Origin of the sequence: Anoxybacillus amylolyticus, assembly GCF_001634285.1 — a bacterium.
GTDB lineage: Bacteria > Bacillota > Bacilli > Bacillales > Anoxybacillaceae > Anoxybacteroides > Anoxybacteroides amylolyticum.
This window is the reverse complement of sequence record NZ_CP015438.1, coordinates 221,440-242,137: the sequence shown is the minus strand read 5'-3', so window position 1 is coordinate 242,137 and position 20,698 is coordinate 221,440. Positions and strand designations below refer to the sequence as shown.

18 protein-coding genes are annotated in these 20,698 nt (G+C 46.7%); 4 read left to right on the top strand and 14 right to left on the bottom strand.

The window, feature by feature from the left end; genetic code table 11:
* Positions 1–108: 108 nt before the first annotated feature.
* The 4 genes from GFC30_RS01225 to GFC30_RS01210 all read right to left on the bottom strand — a co-directional run bounded on the left by GFC30_RS01225 (position 109) and on the right by GFC30_RS01210 (position 4,316).
* Positions 109–738, bottom strand: coding sequence for a hypothetical protein (locus GFC30_RS01225; RefSeq protein WP_066366153.1), 630 nt, complete (start codon positions 736–738; stop codon positions 109–111).
* A gap of 170 nt (positions 739–908) precedes the next feature.
* Positions 909–2,321, bottom strand: a complete 1,413-nt coding sequence (locus tag GFC30_RS01220) for an AIPR family protein (protein ID WP_148660347.1) — start codon at positions 2,319–2,321, stop codon at positions 909–911.
* A 79-nt stretch (positions 2,322–2,400) separates the two neighbouring features.
* A complete protein-coding gene (locus tag GFC30_RS01215; protein WP_066322388.1) occupies positions 2,401–3,891 on the bottom strand; it encodes an IS1182 family transposase in 1,491 nt (496 codons plus the stop codon).
* 77 nt (positions 3,892–3,968) lie between these two features.
* The gene (locus GFC30_RS01210) at positions 3,969–4,316 is read right to left on the bottom strand and encodes a hypothetical protein (RefSeq protein WP_066322385.1); all 348 of its coding nucleotides are present in this window, start codon (positions 4,314–4,316) and stop codon (positions 3,969–3,971) included.
* A 591-nt stretch (positions 4,317–4,907) separates the two neighbouring features.
* Here GFC30_RS01210 and GFC30_RS01205 point away from each other — a divergent pair.
* Positions 4,908–5,348, top strand: a complete 441-nt coding sequence (locus tag GFC30_RS01205; protein ID WP_066322380.1) for a MarR family transcriptional regulator — start codon at positions 4,908–4,910, stop codon at positions 5,346–5,348.
* Between the two features lie 138 nt (positions 5,349–5,486).
* On the opposite strand, the gene GFC30_RS17735 is transcribed toward GFC30_RS01205, so the two are convergent.
* The 7 genes from GFC30_RS17735 to GFC30_RS17730 form a co-directional block, all read right to left on the bottom strand.
* Positions 5,487–5,672, bottom strand: a complete 186-nt coding sequence (locus tag GFC30_RS17735) for a GrpB family protein (protein ID WP_066366158.1) — start codon at positions 5,670–5,672, stop codon at positions 5,487–5,489.
* A 247-nt stretch (positions 5,673–5,919) separates the two neighbouring features.
* Complete coding sequence (locus tag GFC30_RS01200) at positions 5,920–6,726, bottom strand: GIY-YIG nuclease family protein (protein WP_202967979.1); 807 nt, start codon at positions 6,724–6,726, stop codon at positions 5,920–5,922.
* 377 nt (positions 6,727–7,103) lie between these two features.
* Positions 7,104–9,188, bottom strand: coding sequence for a DEAD/DEAH box helicase (locus tag GFC30_RS01195; RefSeq protein ID WP_066322379.1), 2,085 nt, complete (start codon positions 9,186–9,188; stop codon positions 7,104–7,106).
* A complete protein-coding gene (locus GFC30_RS01190) occupies positions 9,185–11,953 on the bottom strand; it encodes a class I SAM-dependent DNA methyltransferase (RefSeq protein WP_066322377.1) in 2,769 nt (922 codons plus the stop codon). The genes GFC30_RS01195 and GFC30_RS01190 overlap by 4 nt, the downstream gene beginning before the upstream one ends.
* Positions 11,954–12,487: 534 nt before the next feature.
* Positions 12,488–13,717: an IS256 family transposase gene (locus GFC30_RS01185; protein ID WP_066322375.1), complete on the bottom strand. Its 1,230-nt coding sequence runs from the start codon at positions 13,715–13,717 to the stop codon at positions 12,488–12,490.
* Between the two features lie 640 nt (positions 13,718–14,357).
* The gene (locus GFC30_RS01180; protein WP_148660346.1) at positions 14,358–15,338 is read right to left on the bottom strand and encodes a replication initiation factor domain-containing protein; all 981 of its coding nucleotides are present in this window, start codon (positions 15,336–15,338) and stop codon (positions 14,358–14,360) included.
* A 521-nt stretch (positions 15,339–15,859) separates the two neighbouring features.
* The gene (locus tag GFC30_RS17730) at positions 15,860–16,045 is read right to left on the bottom strand and encodes a helix-turn-helix domain-containing protein (RefSeq protein WP_066366162.1); all 186 of its coding nucleotides are present in this window, start codon (positions 16,043–16,045) and stop codon (positions 15,860–15,862) included.
* Between the two features lie 141 nt (positions 16,046–16,186).
* Between GFC30_RS17730 and GFC30_RS01175 the strand changes: the two genes are divergently transcribed.
* The 3 genes from GFC30_RS01175 to GFC30_RS01170 all read left to right on the top strand — a co-directional run bounded on the left by GFC30_RS01175 (position 16,187) and on the right by GFC30_RS01170 (position 18,647).
* On the top strand, positions 16,187–16,693 hold the full coding sequence (locus tag GFC30_RS01175) for a helix-turn-helix domain-containing protein (RefSeq protein ID WP_066322370.1): 507 nt from the start codon (positions 16,187–16,189) through the stop codon (positions 16,691–16,693).
* A gap of 63 nt (positions 16,694–16,756) precedes the next feature.
* Positions 16,757–16,921, top strand: a complete 165-nt coding sequence (locus GFC30_RS17380) for a hypothetical protein (RefSeq protein ID WP_157075839.1) — start codon at positions 16,757–16,759, stop codon at positions 16,919–16,921.
* A 13-nt stretch (positions 16,922–16,934) separates the two neighbouring features.
* Entirely contained in the window at positions 16,935–18,647 is a 1,713-nt protein-coding gene (locus GFC30_RS01170; RefSeq protein ID WP_158512119.1) for a recombinase family protein, read from the top strand.
* Here GFC30_RS01170 and rlmH read toward each other — a convergent pair.
* From rlmH to GFC30_RS01160, 3 genes are all read right to left on the bottom strand, one after another.
* Positions 18,591–19,061 (bottom strand): 23S rRNA (pseudouridine(1915)-N(3))-methyltransferase RlmH, encoded by a 471-nt coding sequence (gene rlmH, locus GFC30_RS01165; RefSeq protein ID WP_409978505.1) that lies wholly within the window; start codon positions 19,059–19,061, stop codon positions 18,591–18,593. The genes GFC30_RS01170 and rlmH overlap by 57 nt on opposite strands.
* 84 nt (positions 19,062–19,145) lie before the next feature.
* The gene (locus GFC30_RS16295; RefSeq protein ID WP_084256134.1) at positions 19,146–19,307 is read right to left on the bottom strand and encodes a CxxH/CxxC protein; all 162 of its coding nucleotides are present in this window, start codon (positions 19,305–19,307) and stop codon (positions 19,146–19,148) included.
* Positions 19,308–19,411: 104 nt separating this feature from the next.
* Positions 19,412–20,629: a S1C family serine protease gene (locus GFC30_RS01160; RefSeq protein WP_066322363.1), complete on the bottom strand. Its 1,218-nt coding sequence runs from the start codon at positions 20,627–20,629 to the stop codon at positions 19,412–19,414.
* Between the last annotated feature and the right edge of the window lie 69 nt (positions 20,630–20,698).

Sequence of the window (20,698 nt, the reverse complement as noted above, 5' to 3'; positions counted from 1 at the left end):
CTATTGTTCACCGATTATCACGGTCAGTTTTAAGTAGCATATGGGCAAGATATGGGCAACCTAGTTCATAAATGTGGGCCAAACAGTTTATATCCGGAATAATTCGTGTTATTTCACAGTCACCCAGCAACCTTGGTCCTCGTCATATTTTTTAATAATTGGTGGATTTGTGGAGTCATCCAACCATAGTTGATAGATGCTTGCTGGTGGGGCATCACCAGCATGTGGCTGGGTAAGATGCTCAGCAAGTCGATTACCGATTTCTTGTGGTGTACCCAATCCAAGTTTGGTCTCATATATATGGCGTATAATTTGCGTACAAACATCTACTAATTCATTTTCACCGAGGATATTTTTCATTCTGTTGATAAAGTTCAAGCACAGGGCTATATTCTTTTTACTATAAATCCCCTTTGGGTCCTTTCTATCTACACTCCATACAAGGAGGTTTTCGTTATCCCTACCAGACAATTGCATTTTATAGCCCGTATATGCGCAGATCCCACCGACTCGATCCCACTCCTGTTTTAGGTATATTGCAAAGGCTTCAATCGAAGGGAAACAGGTGTGGCAAACCTTTGCACGGTCAGCGGAGTTCCAAATAGCGTATGCCCTGTTCCAAAACATATGACAAGAATCCTTTTTACAAAGGAAAATTTGCTTACCATGCAAAGAATCATTGCAAATTAGGCATGTTGACCGTTTTTGTGGTTGCCTATGCTGTCGCTTCTTTTGCATTTTTTAATTATCCTTTCTGTAATCCCTTGACTACGTATGAATCTCCGCTCTCTACCACGTTTTAAACATTCAGGTTTACTGACCCAATTGCGTAGCCCTAGCTATCACTCTCCAAGAGCTGAAATCGACTTGAGTTGTTTAAAAACGACATATCACATGCCTCAATTACGTTAAGTGAAATACTTTTCAACAATATCTTTACACTTTGAAACATTCTTGAATAAACTAGCCAAGTACGCCTCTTGATAATCAGTTTCTGTAACTTTGGACAATTCGACAAAGGCCGCCTTGGTTCTATATTTAATAGTAGTAGTTTCATCCTCTGTTAGATATATCTCAGGCGAATTAATAATATCCCTGGATCTCTTATAAACCAAGTGGGTAATAAAGCGGTTACCATGAGCTGCACATAATTTCTCACGTCCTGAAGAGTTTTGCTCGATTTCTTTAAGTTCACGTTCAACTATGCGTAATATTTGGACTAATCGCCATAGCTCAATACAGTTGACCGACGAATTGAACAATATTTTGTACGGTGTCTTCTCAATGTCATCCCACAATTTTCCTATTTCTCGTTTTGCTTGAACTGTTAGCTCTATTCCCTGTTGGTAGCATGCACGTGCTACCGTGGCATCTATAATGTCAAAGCCATCTATGCCGTGACCCACAATTTCACCAGACTTGTACACATAGGTAATTCCATATAACGCCAATTCCTCTTTTAGCCGCTCTTGCTCTGGATCCAATGCAGCAAAATCCCGTTTCTCAATTCTATTTTGAGTGTTCGTGTTTTTTGTTACATCTTTTTCGAAGTCCGGTGGGCTACCCTCAAGTTCAATGAACCTTATCGGTACCATCGCAAGTTGAACTTTTTCAGGATACAAGCTAGCAGCCTTAGCTATGGCCCCCGCCGTTTGAGCACCGTTCACTATCTTTAGGTCTTCAATTTCAAAAATACCGGATTCTCGCGAATTCCCACCGATTGGCTTCTTCTTGATGGTCGAACACAATGCTGTGATCCCATTATTGTAGTACCAGAACTTCTCCGGTTCCTTATGTAGTGTGGCAATAATACCGTCATTAACATCTGTATCGCCTAAGAAAAGACGGATGTTAGGGGCAAATAACTGTGGATAGTAATCTTCCCACCAACTTGCTACGTCGCTTGCCGCAACTTGGCCATAATATGCCTTATATGGTGTCTCGATTCGTCCCCAATTAGAGAGAACGACATCAGCCTTAATTGACTCACCCTTAGATCCCCTAGCTATCATATTGTATATGTTCGATTGCCGTAGTGACCTAAATCGAGCAAATTCAGACGTATCATTCATTTCTTCAAGAAAGGCGTCTACATCAGTAGAAATATCCTGACTAAGGGGTGCCTGCCCAGTGTATACAAGTACTATCATAAATTTCGTATTAGCATCGCTGAGGGCAAGTTCAATGTCCCTCTGGTGGCTTTTTACCTTATCATTGAACAAGTCAAATCTAGGAATTGTTAAATAACGGACTCCACGTAGGAACTTCTGAAACTCACCTAGGAGTCTGTCCGACGGACTGAGTAAATGCGGGTACTCCACCCCGTCGAAGACTCAATATTTGCCATATTATAGTAGTTTTTTAGCGCTTTAGTCCTTATCATGACCCATATTTTCCGTATTACGCTGCGTTTTTCTGTTTTTGGGCAGACTTCTCCCGCTTATAGAGAGTGGCGGGTTTGGGATTTTTGGCAGAATGCAGCTTTCGTATATTGTAACTGAGCGCAAGCAGGACAAATTCGCCAGCGACTTTCTGCTCGCCGCGAAGGTGAAATTGGCGGAATCCCTGTACTTCTTTCATTTCGCCCCATGCAGGTTCTACGATGGCTTTGCGTTTGCGGTAGACTGCTTTACCGGCATCACTCTGCACTTTGGTACGCATCGCTTCGCGAACCGGATCGCTTTCGGCACGTGTAATCGTGCGTTTACCGGATTTCCCTTTGGCGCAGTCCTTTTGGAAAGGGCATTCACAGCAAGCCTGGCATTCGTATACCCATTTGGTTTCTTTCTTCGGGTTGTTGGCATGCTGAGTAGCTTTGAGCTCTAATAGTTTTCCTGCAGGACACACATACGTATCCGTTTCGGGATCGTAACGAAAGTTGGTTTTATCGTACGGATTCTGAGCGCGCTTGCCTTCTTTCACGGCAGCGATGTAGGCATCGACTCCGGCTGCTTCCGCCGCTCCGATATTGGCGGCACTGAAATAACCGGCGTCCGCGCTCACTTTTTCCGGTGTACGTCCCGTATTCGCTGCTACGGAAGCCAAAACACCTTCGAATTGTTGCTGGTCGCTCGTGCTGTTCGACATCTGCAAGCCAACGATAAAATGTTGGTCGGCATCGACAGCGATTTGCGGGTTATAGCCCTGAATGACGCCTTGCGTCTTCGTATCCATGATGCGGGATTCCGCATCGGTGAAGTTGATTTGATCTTTTTCCGGCGTGTCGGATTCTGCTTCCGGCTTCCGCGCCTCCAACTCGCTCAGCGCTTCCCGGATTTTATCCAGCCGCGCCTGACGATCCTTTACTTCAGCGTTCACGGATTCCGGGAGCAGTACAGGGCCCTCCTGTTCTTCTTCCACTCCGGCCTTCTTCAGCGCTTCCTTGATCTCGCTTTCCAGTCGCTGAAGTTCTTGCTTCATGCACTCCCGCGACATCGCTTTATGCTTGGAAGCATTCGCCCTCACTTTGGAACCGTCGATGCTGACATGGCCAAGCGAGACATATCCCAACTTCATGGCGATTTCGAGTACTTGTTGAAATAGGCCCGAAATCTGCTCCAAATGATTTTTTCGGAAATCGCTGATCGTTCGGAAATCGGGTTTGTCCCCGCCGCACAACCAACGAAACGGAATATTTTCGTCCAAAGCGGTACGAATTTTGCGGGAGGTGAACACGCCAGTGGCATATCCATAAAACCACAATTTCAATAACAGAGCCGGGTGATAGCCTTCTTCCCCGCGGTCGGAGTACTTCTTCGTGATGGCCGACAAATCCAATTGGTCGACGATGTCGCTTACCAATCGCGCCAAATGGTTTTCCGGTACCCATTCACTAAGATAAGTTGGGATAAGTTCTCCTTGTTCCGTTGAATAAGGCTTGAATTTCGCCACCGCTACGCACCTCTGCTATTGAGATACACATATAATTCGACAAACAGAGACATTATTCCTGCCAAAATATGACCGATTTATATATTTATTTCTATTTCAGTCCGCTTCGTCGGACAGACTCCTAGATCAACACTTCCCTTTCCATCTTGTCTCCATTTAGACTGAACTAGATATAATATTTTCTCGGAACTTCGATAATATAAGGCGTCAATTCCGTTGTCACGATATCCGTCAGTAACAGACGCAGCCGCATCTTCCACTGAAATTTCCGCTAAACTCATAAGGGAAAATGCAGCCAAAGAGCGCGTAAGAAAAGCATTTTCGCGTTCTTCTTCTGACTTTCCGTTATAGTCGCTAAGATCTATCAAATTCGTGAACAAATTCGTTAAATGATTGCGAATCACACCAATATGAAACTCACTCACGGGAAGCCACCTCAAAAAATGTGATATTTACCCTTAGCAAGGCTGAACGACAATCTTATACAAGATGAAGAAGCAAATTTCTATACGAGATTGGAATAAATGCCTTATGGATGAAACAATCGGCAAAACAAATGATATCAATTATCCGTTCCACATGGTATACCCAATCAATCGAGTAAGAGGGGGCGGCTAGCCCCCGTCTCATTTTTCGGTGTGGTCACTTGTTATAGACTCACCCAAATGGTTTTAACCGATCTGCCAATGTCTCTCCAATCTAATTTATGGCAACAATGGGATGGTTATAGTTCCTATTAATCTATTTGTTCAAGTGATGGGCCCTTATGAGAGCTAAAAATTATATATATTCTCTGGGGTCCACCTACGATGTTTGTCGATCTTTATTAAATGTTCGGTGCCCCACTGGGTTCACTGGGTCTTCCTACCCGCGCTCCGCGCATGTTTACGCGATACAATTACAACAAGCCTCTGTGACTTCTATTTTCCTCGAGTGCAGTTTAGACTGCTGCACAATCAATTTTGTGCTTCCGGCTAGCGCCAGCAAATCAAATTTATTTTGAGGAGGATACAAGAATGTTCACCAATGATGAAAATCCAAATGATTTAAGAAAAATTCAATTAGTGGATCTTGCCAAAGAGACAGACCTACCTCCGGAGAGCATCCACCGCGTGCTGAAGAAATTAGAGGATCAAGGATATATACAAATCAACCGGCCAAAATCCGATGAATTAAAAGAACAAAGTTTGATCAAATCTGTTGATAAGGGAGATACCACATCTACACTTTCACAGGAAGAACTCTGGATGTTATTCAAATCACGTGTTGTTAATGATTATGATATGGCTGACGATCAACATAAAATGATGATCGTCGAAGATAACGACATTGACAAAACAATCGAATGCCTAAATAGACGATTACAGATAGCTCAATGGTTAGATCTAAAATCACGGATTGTTAGAACTTATAAAATGGCTGAAGGCAAACATTCAATGATCATATTAAAGAAGTAATAATTTCTGGGTCACATTTCATTATTAAATCAAAACTAATTTGACTCAGCTTATGCGACACGGTAATTAATGAGGAAATCCCCTTCTCGGAAGGGGATTTTTCTCGTTATACGTGGTTGTATTGATCAGCACTTCAGCCTAGGATCTGACTACAACATGCATATCGATGATCGGCTTAGCTGATAAACCTGGAACTGATGTACTGCCTACATGCTCTATTGCAACAACGATGTCCGTAAGAACTGGAGTCACGAAGTTCCGAACAATTTCAAACATAGAAACCCAACTTGGATTGTATTCAACTATCCGTATTCGTTCCGCCATGAGCCCTCCAAAGGTCAATGTTCCTATACTCTACTGCCCGTTAACTGAGTAAGGGGCCTCACTGCTCTCTGTCGCATAAACTACCTAGTTCAATAGCATTCGGTGGTAGATTCATGATTTTCTCCGGACTCGGTGGGCGTGATTTTTCGGATTCACCGGCCTAAATATTTCCGGAACAGGTGGCGGTATTGACTGGAATATGCACAATGTCGTCTTTCCCGCATTTCATCATCTGAGCATCCCATCTCTACTGAGCAAGGCAGACCAAACTGGCCGTCCTGGGATCATAGGCCACATTGGTAATTGAGCCATCCCGAATACGGCGCACCGCTTCGTCAATCACGTGCAGTGGCACGAGGAACCATTCCTTTGGCCGTACAGGGTGGCCAAAGCGGTCATGGATGGTGAGGTCGAGCTGGGCCGGTGCAAAGATGCGGTGTAATATACATTCCAGTTTCGTTCGGTTGATACCGGCCAGTTTGTAGGTGGCGACGACTTCGACATCCGCCAGCAGGTAGGTGGCATCGTGCGCCGCATTAGCGATGCGTGTTTCAACTTTACCGCCCGTTACGCCAATCTTATGAATGAGTTCGCGGTGCTCCGCAATGAAGGGGTGATTGGACAGGCTGCGCAGGACATAGATAGTACCACTTTCGATATCGCCTTCGTCCCAGATTGAGCTGAACAACGGCCCGGAAACCGGCTCGGTCACGCGGCGCCCAGCCTCGTCTTTGTACAGCGCACGCTGCAAAGACCTGAGCAGGAGATTACTTTCGGTACCGTTAGAGTATATGACTCTAAGCCGAGCATCAGGATGGCCATTCGGTGCTCGAAATTCATCCCCCTTCTCAGCCACGTAGACAAGTTGGCCGCCCAAAATAAAGAAGTTACCCGTATTGACACTCGCATCCTTACCAAATGGCCGCGTTTGTCGAACACCAGATTTGATTTCGCGCTCAACCTGCTCAAACAGCGGCCGGAAGTGTTCGAAGTCCTCACACTTCTCGCGTTTGGCGATCTCCTCGGCCGCCCGTATTTCGGCTCGGGAGCGCACATGGCGTAGTTCTGTATGCTGGAAGGGCCATCCGCGCCTTCAAGTGCGGCGAGCAATTCATCGTCATCCATCGATTCCACCGGGTTGACCGACGCATTCTCAGCCCCACTCAGTAGCCCTTGGTAATCGAGTGGCACAAGAAGATCCCTGCATTCCTCTAACGCACGTAGGCGATCGAGTCGCACGGCGTAGAGCCGCTCGAAGATATCGTTGTCTTTCCCATGCTGTGGAGCACGGCCATACCGCTCGACAAATCGCTGGATTTCCTCAAACCCCGCGATGATGCGTTCCTCACGTGGCGAGTGAGAGCTTGTCTTCGCTATCTCCGTGTCCACACCAAGCGCATCTAGTAGTTCGTCATCAGTAAGCCTAGACATTTATCTCCCTCCACTACCTTCTGCGGCCTTTTGCTGGGCACGATAGCGCTGCAACGCTGCGACACCTTCGGCCATGCGCTTCTCCCATGGGTCTTGCGCATTTATGTCCGGTAGTCGCCCGTGCTCCTTCTTGAATTGCAAAGCCCGTTCAGCCAACATTCTGGCATCTTCGTAGGGGATACTGACACGCTTCGCCGCAATCGCGGCCGCAACCTGTTTCAGACTGTCCTCGCTCATCGTCTTGGCGAGGATGGCGTAAGCCTCGCCGAAAGGATTGATGCTGTCGATGAGGTCGATATCCAATTCCCGCACGTCCATCGCGAACTTACGCACGTTTTCGATGAAGGCAGTATTGGTTAACGGCTCGTTGCTCCCCCCGGAGTTGCCGCCGATCCCAATTTTCTTGGCCTGTTGCGTCAGGTTAAGCGTAGCGATGGCGTGCTGGCGGACCGCTTCCAGATCCTCTTCCTCGAGGTTGGGGTACTTTTCCCTAATGATCTTGCCCATCCGAAGCTGAGTCAGCTCCTCCGGCATCAGTTCTTGATCAAACAAGCCACGCTCCAAGCTGGTCTTGTCCTGAACGAAGGTCGCGATCACTTCGTTCAGATCCTCTCGACAAATGCGCACGGCTTCCTCGCTCTTGGGTTCGGAGAAACCTATGATCTCGATCTGCAACTGTCCCGTTTCGTGGTTGAAGCCGACGTTGCACTTTTCTGGGTCATAACCGCCGTCTCCATAGTCGAACCCTTGTACCGGACCGCTCGCTGGATTCTTGGGCTTGAACTCAAAACGAGGCGTAAGGACCTGCTCCATCAGAAGGCTGGCAGCAATGGCTTTCAAGGTGTCGTTCACGGCCTCGGTAACCGCCTGCTCGGAGGCGTCAGGCTCGGCGATCAGGTTGGTGAAACGGGCGCGAGTTTTGCCTGGCGCGTCGCGGGTCGTACGGCCGATAATTTGCACGATTTCGGTGAGACTCGACCGATAACCAACCGTCAGTGCGTGCTCACACCAGATCCAGTCGAAGCCTTCCTTCGCCATGCCGAGGGCGATGATGATGTCTACATGGTCGCGGTTGTTTTTTTGCGCCGGATCTTTCAGTGCCGCCACCACTCGGTCGCGCTTCGTCGGATCATCGTCCACGAGGTCGGCGATCCGGAGGATTCGGCCACCTGGCGTCTTGACTAGCTGGAAGCCGGTCGCAGGATCAGTCCCTTGCCATTCACCCAGCTTTTCGATGATGTGCTCGACCTCCCTGATCTTGTCCTTCGTGCTCTCACGCGAATTGACGTTCGGGATGTGGATGATGGTCTTCTCGGCCGGGTCAAGCACCTTGAGGATGTCATCGGTGTATGAACCGGAATAGAAGAAATAGCTAATGTCGAGCTGCTTAAGATACTCGTATCCGTTGAGCTGCTCGTAATAGGTGTAGGTAACGGTATCGAACTTCGCCTCATCCTGAGGGGCTAGCACGGCTTCGGCGTCGCCGCGGAAGTACGAGCCGGTCATCGCCACGATATGCACACGATCGCGGGCAATGAACTGCCCGAGATATAAGCCGAGCTTGTTATCGGGGTTGGCCGAGACGTGGTGAAACTCATCCACCGCGATGAGCCGATCGTCAAACGCCTCTACTCCGAACTGATCGACGGCAAAGCGGAAGGTAGCGTGGGTACAGACCAGCACCTTATCATCACTTTCAAGGAACGCACCCACCGACTTGACTTTGCCACCGTTGTCCGCGCCAGGCGCGTTACATAGGTTCCATTTCGGCTCCACGTGCCAGTCAGCCCAAAAGCCGAACTGACTCAGCGGCTCGTCGTTGAAGCTCGCACCGATGGATTTTTCGGGTACCACAATAATCGCCTGCTTGAGCCCCTGGTTGTGGAGCTTGTCAAGAGCGATGAACATCAGCGCCCGGCTCTTGCCGGAGGCTGGCGGCGACTTGATAAGCAGGTACTGCTCGCCGCGCCGCTCATAGGCGCGTTCCTGCATCGGTCGCATGCCTAGCGCATTGACCTTGGCCGCACTTCCGTTGCGGGCGTAGGACACCGAAATGGAGGGGATTGATTTATTTCCGTTGGTCATGCGTCTCCCCTCCTCTTGCCCTTCTTGGTCGGTTTCGTTGAAGCCGTCATTTTGGTGTAAAGCTCGAACAGCTTTTCTAGCCGCTCGGTGTCGTTGCGAAAACGACGTCCTATGTAGATGCGCTCCACCACTTCGTCGTTACGCTCATGCGCCTCGCGTAGATCAGCAGGCATGTTGTCGGGGTCATAGAGTTCGGCGATCGTCGCTGGGAAGTGTGCCTCACGCGCCAATAGAATGTCCTCGGCGCAACGGGTAAGGTCGGCCTTGTTCTTCTCGGTTAAAGGTGGAACGGGAAAGGTGTTCCAGCCGAGCGTGTTCGAGTAGGAGAATCGCATTTCTAATCGCACACAGACCGCACCAATCCAGACCCAGTGCAGCCGTGAGGCGATCAAGGCCATGTTCCATATGGGAGCATCGTAAAGGGCAAAGCATCGGTCGCCAACCACGTAGTCGGATGTCAAATAATCAACGGGTAGGTAAGGCCGATTTTCTGATGAAACTCGCGGCACGACGATTGTCGTGTGCTTTGCAAAGCCCGCAATCTGGACGAATCGATGCGGTTGTGATGCAAATTTTCTAGTTGATTCCGCGGCCGATTGGAGGCGGTTCTCTGCCACCAACTTCAATCGCTGCGCTATGAATTCACTTTTCCTTGCTGCCTCTACTTCGTCGTCTTCAATCCACAGGCAATACCGCAGCCTGCCGTGTATCAATTCGTCCGAGCCGACGAATCGCTTGATGAAGGGGCGAGCAGCGGTATCTTCAGCCATAACCCTGGCAGCCAAGTCACTATCCAGAAACAAATGCCCGCCATCGCGCGGCATGTTGCCGAACAGCATGGGCGACTGTTGGCCAATGGGGGCATTGACCTTCTGCACATGGGCTAGGCTATCTGGTACCAGATACGGGCCTATTGCCGAGCACTGCTTGACCAAGCCATCCTGATACAGCTTCTTCGGCGCAGCGGAACTCTTTCCCAAACCGACGATCACCACGGTAACACCCGCGTTATGGCTGGCCAGATTGGCCCACTTAAAAGACGTGTGCGCAAAGCGAATTTCACACCCTCGCTGAAACACCACTGGCCACACATCAATAGCCTGCTGACCCTGACAAACACTGTTGGTGGCTACAAATGCGCCAACAGCGCTCGGCTCAGCGTCAATGTAGTCCAGTAATTTGGCGAACCACCCTGTGACGTAATCCGTTGTCTTGGCGAGCTTTGGGTGTTTCAACCATGCATTGGCCAGGTCCTTTTTCTGCTCGTCAGTTTGCCACTTACTGCCCTTGTACGGTGGGTTGCCGCAGATGTACGTTTCTCCACCTTCATTCTCAAAGTCGATCTTCGCCTGATCGAGCGGCGTGTGGAATAGGTCGTCAGCGTGGAGCTTCACACCTGTTCCAGTCGGCGGGCAGATACTAAGCCAGTCCAGTCGCAGGGCATTGCCGCAGGTGATCCAGTTGTCCGCTGAGAGCGGCAAGAATTCGGATAGAGCTAGCTGCATTCCACGATAAAGAACGTCACACTGGAACTCCGCAATGACGAGGGCCAAGCGTGCAATTTCTGCCGAAAAGTCACGTATCTCGATGCCTCGAAAATTGGTCAACGGTATATCACTCTTACGCCCAACTTCGCCACGTCGCCGATTTATCTCGGCCTCAATCGCGCGCATCTCTTTGTAAGCGATGACCAGGAAGTTGCCCGAACCGCAGGCCGGATCAAAAACCCGGATCCTCGATAGGCGCTTGCGCAGGTTTAGCAACTTGCGAGGGTTGTCACCCGCTGCTTCAAGCTGCGCTCGCAAATCATCCAAGAACAGCGGATTGAGTACCTTCAGGATGTTTGGCACGCTCGTGTAATGCATACCGAGCGCACCACGTTCCTCATCGTCGGCAACGGCTTGGATCATGGAACCAAAGATGTCCGGGTTGATCTTCGTCCAGTCCAGGCCACCAATGTGCAGCAGGTAGGAGCGCGCGATCTTGCTGAACCTTGGCACATCTACACTGCCCGAGAAGAGTCCGCCGTTCACGTAAGGGAACGCGTCGGCCCAGCGAGGCAATTTTGCTTTCGCGCGATCATCAATCTTCGTGTTCATGGCGCGGAAGATTTCGCTGATCACTTCATGCGTGTTCGAGGCATCGCGCGCGCTCATCTGCTCGATGGTGTTTGTGAACAGACGCATCCCGCTGAAGATGCCGGTGTCCTCGGCAAAGAAGCAGAAGATGAGACGCGCCATGAATTGGTTCATCTCGTGGCGTCGTTCGGCCGTTCCCCATTGCGGGTTGTCTTTCAACAGCTCGACATAGAGCCGGTTCAAACGGCTCGTTGCCCGGATGTCGAAGGAACTTTCTCGTACCTGCTTGACGGTCGTGATCCCGGCAAGCGGCAGGAAAAAGCCAAAATGATCCGGAAAATCCTGATAGGAACATGCGACCGTCTCGCCGGACTCCAGATCCTCGGCCTCAAAATCTACCCCGTCAGTGGCGAGGATGTAGCGCGCCTTCGCCCTGGACGTTGCCGGGCTTGCTTTCAATGCGGCAAGAGTCTTGGTAACTTCGCCAGGCTGGGCGACCGCGATATGGATGTTGTTCGTCTGCAGGACGCCGCCCAGGTCAGACTTATTCGTTTCGCCCGAGCGCAGTCGCTTGATTGTCGTCTCCTTGTTCCCGAACGCCCGCAGGAAGGCAAACGGGAACTCCTCCTTGTCAAAAGGCTGGTCCGCCAATTCGGAGACTGCTGCTTCGATTTCTACTGGGTTCATTTCGGCATCGAGTCCCTCCCGGTTTAGTTATGTTGCCGGCATGAAGCCCTAGTGCACTCTCTGTGGCAACAGTAAACGCCGTTCCAACCATACCCGACTATCAAGGCAATAGATAGCCGCGTTTATATTTTAGCGCTGCATTGGAATGTAGACTCTTAACGACAGTATGTCATTTCTACTTTGAATATAGTAACACCTAAATTTGAAGTCTATCAAGGTGGACTGACTCATCCATATATTCTTCGTAAGGGTCTGGGCTACCAAGTTACGCCCAGCGGAGTCGGAGTGGAAATATATACGGTCCCTACATCGACTTTTGTTCCGCAGAGCGTGTCTCTTCGGGAGGTCTTGCGATCACGTTGGATTCGATGATATTCGCTAAAACATATTTGATGTAATACATAGGTGTACTATTCTACATTCCTGTCCGTTAACGATAAGGGCCGATGCCATCTGCTCATAAACCTCCGTTAATTCAAGTGTTAATTGGATCAAGTCCATATTTGTGTGTAAAATCCCTCGGTCATATGAAGCCTAGCGAATATGAGTCACTTTGGAAGCTTTCTTTTCTGGTACTTGAGTTTGCTGCCAGGCTAGATACTCGTTCATATCAAGATACTTTCTGCCACTTGCCCACTTTTCATCGATCTCTATGAGCAAAGCACCGATGAGACGAACGACGGATTCCCGGTTGGGGAAGATGCGAATGACTCGTTCACGCCGTCGAATCTCCTCATTGAGCCGTTCCATTCCGTTCGTTGTTCGTAGGCGTTTTCGGTATCTTTCTGGCAACATGAGGACAGCTGTCGCATCTTCAAAACCAGCTTCCAGAATCCTCATGGCTTTGGCCGCCTTGCTCTCGTAAGATTCCAGTACCTGCTCAAGAAGCAATCGAGCGGTATCCATATCCGGTGCATCCAGAATCGCCCTTACACGTGGATACAGCTCCTCCTGCAAAGCTTTAGGAGTTGCATCCAGGATATTCCGCATGAAATGGGTCTGACAGCGCTGCCAAGTGACACCCTGAAAGTGGTTGCGTACAGCTCGAACCAAGCCACCATGATGATCAGACACAATCAAGTCCACTCCGCGTAAATCCCGGCTCTTCAACCAAGCAAAAAACTCACTCCAGCTCGCTTCTGACTCACTGTCTCCAAGCATCAGTCCGAGAATTTCACGGTGGCCGTCTGTATTCACTCCATATGCCAACATCACGCCTCGAGCACGGACACGGCCTTCTTCACGAACCTTCAATACGAGGGCATCGACAATGACAAATGGGTAGCGAGAATCACGGAGACTGCGATTGTTCCAAGCGTTCACCACGGGATCCAGACGTTTGCAGAGTTCGGACACAGTAGACTTGGAAAACTCCGTACCACACAATTTCTCCGTTATCTGGGTCACTTTGCGGGTCGAAACACCATTCACGACCATCTCCATCAGCGCCAAGACAAGAGCTTGTTCACTCCGTTGGTATCGGGCAAACAACTCCGTAGAGAATTTACCGTTACGAATACGAGGAACTCGAAGAGTAATCGTTCCCACACGGGTAGTGAGTTGGTGAGGATAGGTACCATTTCGATAACCTTGTCGGTCTTCCCTCCGCTCATAGGGCTCTGCAGCCAATTGTTCGCTCGCTTGAGCCTGCAATACTTGGTTCAATACGGATTCTAACAACGCAGCCACCCCGGCATCCTGAGAATTCCCCAAAAATAACTGGCGCAAAAGCTTAGAATCTACGGTAATCTGGTATTGAGCCATGACAAAAACTCCTCTCCTAGAATGGTGTCCGCAAACTTCATTCTAACCGAGGGTTTTTGACTATGGCTCTCTTATTTTTTAAGAGAGTCCATTTTTACACATAATATCGGACTCAACTGTTAATTGAGTGTGTTTTTTAAAGGTGGTCTTCAAAAGACATTTTCAGGACTGGCCTATATAGATCTAAAATTAATATATATTTTGGGTGCACCTAAATTTGGGCTCATAAAATTGATTGGCGTTCGATGCCCCACAGGGTAATCAAACAGACTAACTGCGATAAATGCTACGAGCGGTTAGAAAAAGGTCGCTTTTATAACCCCGCACCTCTATACCAGGATCCGTCGAACCTTTCATCGTTAAGCAATATCAAAATGATACAACTAATTGCTTATCAAATTCTGAAGCCAGAACCCATAATGTAGTTACAAATTGTAATGTATATACCGACAATATGTCACTTTTGCACATTTATGGACTATCAAGAAGTTCGATTCATAGATGAGTTACGTTTCAGTCAACCATTTGATTGATACCTATCTAAGATGGGCGGCTTTTGGGGGCGGTACTCCAATGTGGAATGATATTGATGAAGACCGAGTACGGATACAACGAATATTCATCTCGTTGATAATCTGATTTATCCTCGAGCAAGGAGCACCACCCTATCAACTGGAGGTGGGGAACGGCCTAAATCGTCCACAGATTTTAACACAATAATCCGCAACCAGTTATTGCAATTCCATCGTGGTACAACTATTAAAATATAGTCACCAACGCTATATGGAAATGATTTACCGACGGGGTTGTCAATGCTTTCCGTTTCAGAAAGGTGAGGTGTCGTACCCTGATAAGACGATGGATTCAACCACTGTTCAAGTTGCAATTCGAATTCGCGTTGTAGGTCGCGAATCTTACCATAAGATTGCAGAGTCCCTAAAACCTGCTTTCTCTGATATGGGGTCAGGGATTTGAGACATTCTTGAACGGAATATAAAGATGCATCCACTCGCCAGTGCAAACACAAGTCATGAAAGAACTGATCGTTTTCCACGATGTAGACTTCTTTAAATGGTTGATATCCTTTAAGTCTGCTGAAAAATGTCAAGGCGTCTATACGCTGCGCCCGTTTGAACCGTATACGGATCTCAATTCTGCTCCAGTCACCAATTATCCCCTGTTCCTTCGCCTTGTTATATACACAGACTTGCCAATCCGACTTTCTTGAGCCGAAATACATTGTTCCTTGGTCTTTGAAAATATCATTGGTCTTTCTAACACGCGGTACCCAGATCTTATCGAATAGATCATCTAAATTCATATCGTGATGGTCAACTTTGGGGTCAATCCTACTGATTAATAGATCGCGAGGATCATCAACAATGAAACTCATCCACTGGTGTAGTTGATTAAATGACATGCCGGCTTTGGATGGATTGATGATGACTTTGTACCTTGAAGTGTTGCGGAATGTGGGATTCATGAACACCGTAATACATCCGAGCTTAACACATTCTCCGTAACCAAATTCATTGGCATCAAGCTTCGTAAACAATCGCCTTATGCCATGACTATCCAAAAGATCACGGAACTGACCGGAAAGATCGGAGCCAGTCACCATATGTATACCATCAAACGGACACAACCATAGCTCGGTTTCAGCCTCAAATAAGTGTCTATATGTAGTTTTGCATACGTTGCTACCTTTGACTTGATGATTCCAAAACGGGGATATACTCAAGGGGCTACTCCTTCGTGGATATGAATTGGAAGCTGGAAGCAGAGGTATTTCATCTTAGCAGGGATAGTAATAACCGAATGATAAACACTGGGGATTCATATGAGACAGATCTTGCCATGCGAAAGGCATATCTCAATGAAAGTAAATTGACAGGGATCAAAATGGAAGTACATTTTGATGAGCAATTGTAAACACGGGCAATAAACCGAAGTATTTTATCTTAACGGGGATTGTAATAAACCGAGGATAATGTTCCCGGTCATTAAGAGATCAACTGTTTTAGGCATCACATAAGTCTTTCAGTCATTGCTGGCTGTTCAGCGTTTGTTATGTAGTGCCAAATGTTGTGGGAGTTGAGACATCATAGGGGATGATAAAACGAACTGTAAGAAAGTCCGCATTTAACTGTTACTTGGATTATTCATCCATTGGAGAAAGGCATCACGAGGAATGATAATTCGAGATCCAAGACGAATAGCAGGAAAACCTGGCATTCTGACGATTTCATAGGCTTTATTAACGCCCACACGCAATATGTTGGCCACCTCATGAACCGTGAGTGATAATGGGAGATCGTGTGTGTTCATGAATCAATATCCTCCATTCAATGTTAAGTAATATCAAATACTATTATACGTTATTATCTGATTTTACACAATAATGTTTGATTTGACTTAACAAAAAATAAGATATATATTTATCTCATACGACGAAAGAGGTGGTTTTTCGTGCCTGACAATTATCTTGGTAATAGAATCAAGGAATTACGAAAGCAGTTGGGAATGTCGCAACAGGCACTTGCTGATGCCATAGGTGTGTCAAAACCGATGATTTCTCTATATGAGAATAATCGCAACAAACCGGACATTGATACCCTTATAAAAATTGGAAAAGTCTTAAACACAAGTTTGGATTCACTCCTCTTTCAGCCAGCCGATCCGATTTTAAAAAAAGCAAAAATCTCCACTGGAAACTATATTGATTACGTTCATGAGGTTGTTAAAAATGCTGTTACAAATAACAAACCCAATACCCAAAATTTTGAACCCAGTGAACAATCCGGAGTCAGTGATTTTTTGACATATATTAAGGAAACACTTGGCCGGAATTTCTTCACCGAGTTCCAAAAGTCTGATGATAGTCTCAAAAGAGCATTCATCCGTGACGTGAAACTGTTGTGGAACCTTACAGTCGCACGTGATCAAGAGAGTAAAGCCACGAATTCGGAATCTTAAAAGCGTTGCTTATCCATAAGAGATCTTATGAGTATTCAATTCATAAAAGGAGAAGATCAACGAATGAATCCAAATCATTGTCTGATTGAATCAAGAGCCCCACTGTTCCGTTATCCATCTCAGGAAGAGATTCAAAAGAAGGATCATTTTCTCAAACAACTAGCCCTTCTTTTAAATCACTCAGTGAATATTCAAACCAATATGAATCATGAAATTCCAAAGGAATAAGGAGTCACCGACCATGCCGGAACAAAAGAAAGCAGTCATTTATGCTCGTGTCAGTACCGAAGAACAAGCTAATGAAGGCTTCAGCATTCAAGCCCAATTGGAAGAACTCCATCGATATGCGGAATTGCAAAAGATGGTCGTGGTTAACGAATATGTAGATGAAGGATTCAGCGGAAAGAATATCACCGGACGTCCCAAGATGCAGCAACTTCTCAAAGATGCCTCACTGCGGAAATTTGAAGTTGTATTGGTCTACAAGATGGATCGTATTGCCCGCAACCTTAAAGATGCATTGGAGATCCATGATGAGCTTCAAAGAAATGATATCAAGCTTGTAAGTGCAATTGATAACTATGACACTTCGACCCCGATGGGGAAAATGGTTTTTCAGATTATGGGGTCATTTGCCGAACTCGAACGAAACACGATTGTCGGTCGGGTCAAAATGGGAATGACGCAAAGAGCTAAACTGGGTAAATTCAATGGCGGTCAATGTCTGGGCTATGATAGCGTCAGCAAGACACTGGTGGTGAATGAATCCGAAGCCTTGATTGTCCGCGAGATCTTCAATCTGGCGGAACAAGGTCTTGGATATAAAGCAATCGTGTCGCGTATTAATGAAAAAGGTTACCGGACCAAAAAAGGTAACCAATTTGCGGTGAATGCAGTTAAAGAAATCCTTAGCAACCCGATTTATATTGGGAAAATCCGCTTTAATAAATTGGAAAACTGGAATGAAAAAAGACGAAAAGGGCGCAACAAAGACTTCATTTTAGCCGATGGTGAACATCAACCGCTCATACAACTGGAACAATGGGAACGTGTACAGGAGATTCGCCAAAAGCGATCCTATAAACCGAAGAGATCAAATGATCCCTACATATTAAGCGGATTGATCAAATGCCCGATGTGTGGAACAGGAATGGTTCCGGGAACTTCCAAGGGTGAAGGAGGAAGATCCTATCGTTATTATATCTGCGGGCAACACCACAACAAAGGGAGAACAGCTTGTAAGGCAAACTCCATTCGTGCTGATATCGCAGAAAATGAAGTAATGGAACAGCTATCATTACTGATTACTCGTTCAGGAGAGCTCCAACATTTACTTGCAATGATCAACGAACAGCGGATCAATGCCATACAGCCTGTTCTTGAAGAAAAAGCTATGATTCAATCAAAGATCAAACAATGCGAATCGAAGATCAATAGACTTGTAGAGGAATTATTGGATGGCACCATATCAAAAACGATTCTTACCCCCAAACTCAATCAACTTGAGGAAGACAAAAATCAATTCGAGCATCAGCTCACTCAGCTCGATACTTCATTAACCAAGGCAGATACAACACCAATTGATTACGAGGCACTGCGAACTCTTTTAACAGATCTACATCAAACGTTGTCTGTTGTAGACGCTGATCATAAAAAAGCCCTACTGCGTCTCGTAATTAAGGAAATCCAAATAAGTAAAGATGCTCCGCGCGGTATCGGACGTCGTATTGAGAAAATCATATACAGTTTTGATTTTACTGACGCCGCTTCTCAGAACATCTTCGATCTAATTGATATGCTTTACCATGAATTCAAAGACCGCCTGAGCCACCTCAAAGTATCCGGGTATGAACTGGTGCCCTCAGAGAGTTTACTGAAGGGCACCCCTATTTTACCTTTAGCGATGATACGGTTCACCTCGATTGATCCGAAATGCGCGGTAAATTTGTTCTAAAAGGATTAAGCGCATGAGCTGGTGCGGGAACGTCATTTTAGAAAAGGAGAGTAGTTCATCGGCGCGCTGTATTACTTGGCGGTGGAGACCGAGCGAGCCGCCGATGATAAAGACGACTTTGCTTTTGCCGTAAGTCGCAAGCTTATCTAAACTTTCGGCAAATTGCTCCGAAGACTTCATCGTTCCCTCAATGGCTAATGCGATCACATATGCATCATGAGGAATTCTTGCTAAAAGGCGCTCGCCTTCTTTCGCTTTTATTTGCTCCATCTCTTGACGGCTTAAATGATCAGGTGCTTTTTCATCCGCAACCTCCATTATCTCTATTTTCGCATACGTCGATAACCGCTTTACATATTCGTCGATTGCTTGCTTTAAATATTTTTCTTTTAACTTGCCAACAGTTAAAACCATTATATTCACATAACATCCCCACTTTACAAACAAGTTATCAACAATACTTATCCACATATACACATGATACGTCCGCATATTGCGCTAAAAACATTCGTTCCCTACTATATATTCTGCTTGTTTCGCACAAAATTCACATAATTTCGTTTGTTTATCCACAGGTATTGCTATAATTTGTGGCGCCCGTTCTTCGTTATCCACATACATATCAATCGCTAACTCCACATGTTCTAAACAACAATGCATTTTCTCCCCCCTTATCCACTTGTGGACAAAGAAAACAGGAGCGTTGTTTTCGCTCCTTGTTTTTTATCCACAATCAGCCTGTCTTCTTGCAACGAGAAGTTTCGTTAAAATGATTCTTTCGTCAACCGTACCGTCACCGTCGCCTTTTTCCCATCGCGGTAAAACGTGACTGTCAAGTCATCGCCAATTGTCTTTTTCGTATATAAATATTTCCGTAAGTCTAACACGTTCGTAATTTTTTTCCCATCTAACGCGACAATGACATCGAATTGGCGCAACCCTGCTTGTGCTGCTGGCGATCTCGGCACCACTTGAATAATCGCAACCCCTTCCGTCACGTTTGGCGGCAAATGCAGCGTTTCTTGCAAGTGATACGATGAAATATCACTTAATGACCGGAGTTCTACCCCTATATATGGTCGGCGAACTTGCCCGTACTTTTCTAAATCAGCAATAATCGGTCTTGCCGAGTTAATGGGAATCGAAAAACCGATTCCTTCCACAGCTTCTTGGGCAATTTTCATCGAATTAATGCCAATCACTTGCCCTTCAATATTTACTAATGCACCACCACTATTTCCAGGGTTAATTGCCGCATCGGTTTGTAATACTTCGGCATTCCAATCGGGCAATCCGTCTTGGTCTAAATCGACTTCAATCGTGCGATTTTTTCCTGAAATAATTCCTTGCGTTACTGACCCAGCAAATTGTAACCCAAGCGGATTCCCAATTGCAATAACTGGCTCTCCTAACTTCACAGCATCCGAATCACCAAACTCGGCGACTTTTTTTACGTGCTTTGCGTCAATTTCGAGGACAGCTAAATCAGTTAATGCATCGCTTCCTAACAAGCGAGCGAGAACGCGTGTCCCTCCTTTTAAACTCACTTCCAATTGACTCGCGTTTTCTACCACATGATGATTCGTTACGATGAATGCTTTACCGTTCGCTATTTTATAAATCACTCCTGAACCAGTCCCTGCCTCACCGCCTTGCGACCAAAAATTTGCTTCTTGAATATTCACAACGCCGACAACGGCATCTGATACTTTGTCAATCGCCTTCGTCACTTGGGACACAACGTTCACTGACACATTTTCTCGGACAGTTGGCTGGTTAACCGCCTCTTCCTTGCTCGTCTGTCCGCTCTCTTTTGGAGTCACTGAATAAGGCAAGACATCCCATGTGGAAAGCACAGGAATGGAAAACACCACTAATAATGCCCCGAGCAATGCACCGACTAAAGCAGCGAGAAACGTACCGCGCCGATTCCCTTTTTGCTTTTGCCGATACGGTTCATAATGGTCGTCATAGTAGCCCATTCTTCCCTCACCTACCCTTTCTAATATGTATCCGTTTTTTTATTATACTGCTTTCACTTGGCAAAAATC

What these genes read in the sequence shown, in the direction of transcription:
- GFC30_RS01225 (WP_066366153.1), bottom strand. Translation starts at nt 738, where the DNA reads ATGCAAAAGAAGCGACAGCATAGGCAACCACAAAAACGGTCAACATGC.
- GFC30_RS01205 (WP_066322380.1), top strand. Translation starts at nt 4,908, where the DNA reads ATGTTCACCAATGATGAAAATCCAAATGATTTAAGAAAAATTCAATTA.
- GFC30_RS17735 (WP_066366158.1), bottom strand. Translation starts at nt 5,672, where the DNA reads ATGGCGGAACGAATACGGATAGTTGAATACAATCCAAGTTGGGTTTCT.
- GFC30_RS01195 (WP_066322379.1), bottom strand. Translation starts at nt 9,188, where the DNA reads ATGACCAACGGAAATAAATCAATCCCCTCCATTTCGGTGTCCTACGCC.
- GFC30_RS01190 (WP_066322377.1), bottom strand. Translation starts at nt 11,953, where the DNA reads ATGAACCCAGTAGAAATCGAAGCAGCAGTCTCCGAATTGGCGGACCAG.
- GFC30_RS01185 (WP_066322375.1), bottom strand. Translation starts at nt 13,717, where the DNA reads ATGGCTCAATACCAGATTACCGTAGATTCTAAGCTTTTGCGCCAGTTA.
- GFC30_RS01180 (WP_148660346.1), bottom strand. Translation starts at nt 15,338, where the DNA reads ATGGTGACTGGCTCCGATCTTTCCGGTCAGTTCCGTGATCTTTTGGAT.
- GFC30_RS17730 (WP_066366162.1), bottom strand. Translation starts at nt 16,045, where the DNA reads ATGAACACACACGATCTCCCATTATCACTCACGGTTCATGAGGTGGCC.
- GFC30_RS17380 (WP_157075839.1), top strand. Translation starts at nt 16,757, where the DNA reads ATGAATCCAAATCATTGTCTGATTGAATCAAGAGCCCCACTGTTCCGT.
- GFC30_RS01170 (WP_158512119.1), top strand. Translation starts at nt 16,935, where the DNA reads ATGCCGGAACAAAAGAAAGCAGTCATTTATGCTCGTGTCAGTACCGAA.
- rlmH (WP_409978505.1), bottom strand. Translation starts at nt 19,061, where the DNA reads ATGGTTTTAACTGTTGGCAAGTTAAAAGAAAAATATTTAAAGCAAGCA.
- GFC30_RS16295 (WP_084256134.1), bottom strand. Translation starts at nt 19,307, where the DNA reads ATGCATTGTTGTTTAGAACATGTGGAGTTAGCGATTGATATGTATGTG.
- GFC30_RS01160 (WP_066322363.1), bottom strand. Translation starts at nt 20,629, where the DNA reads ATGGGCTACTATGACGACCATTATGAACCGTATCGGCAAAAGCAAAAA.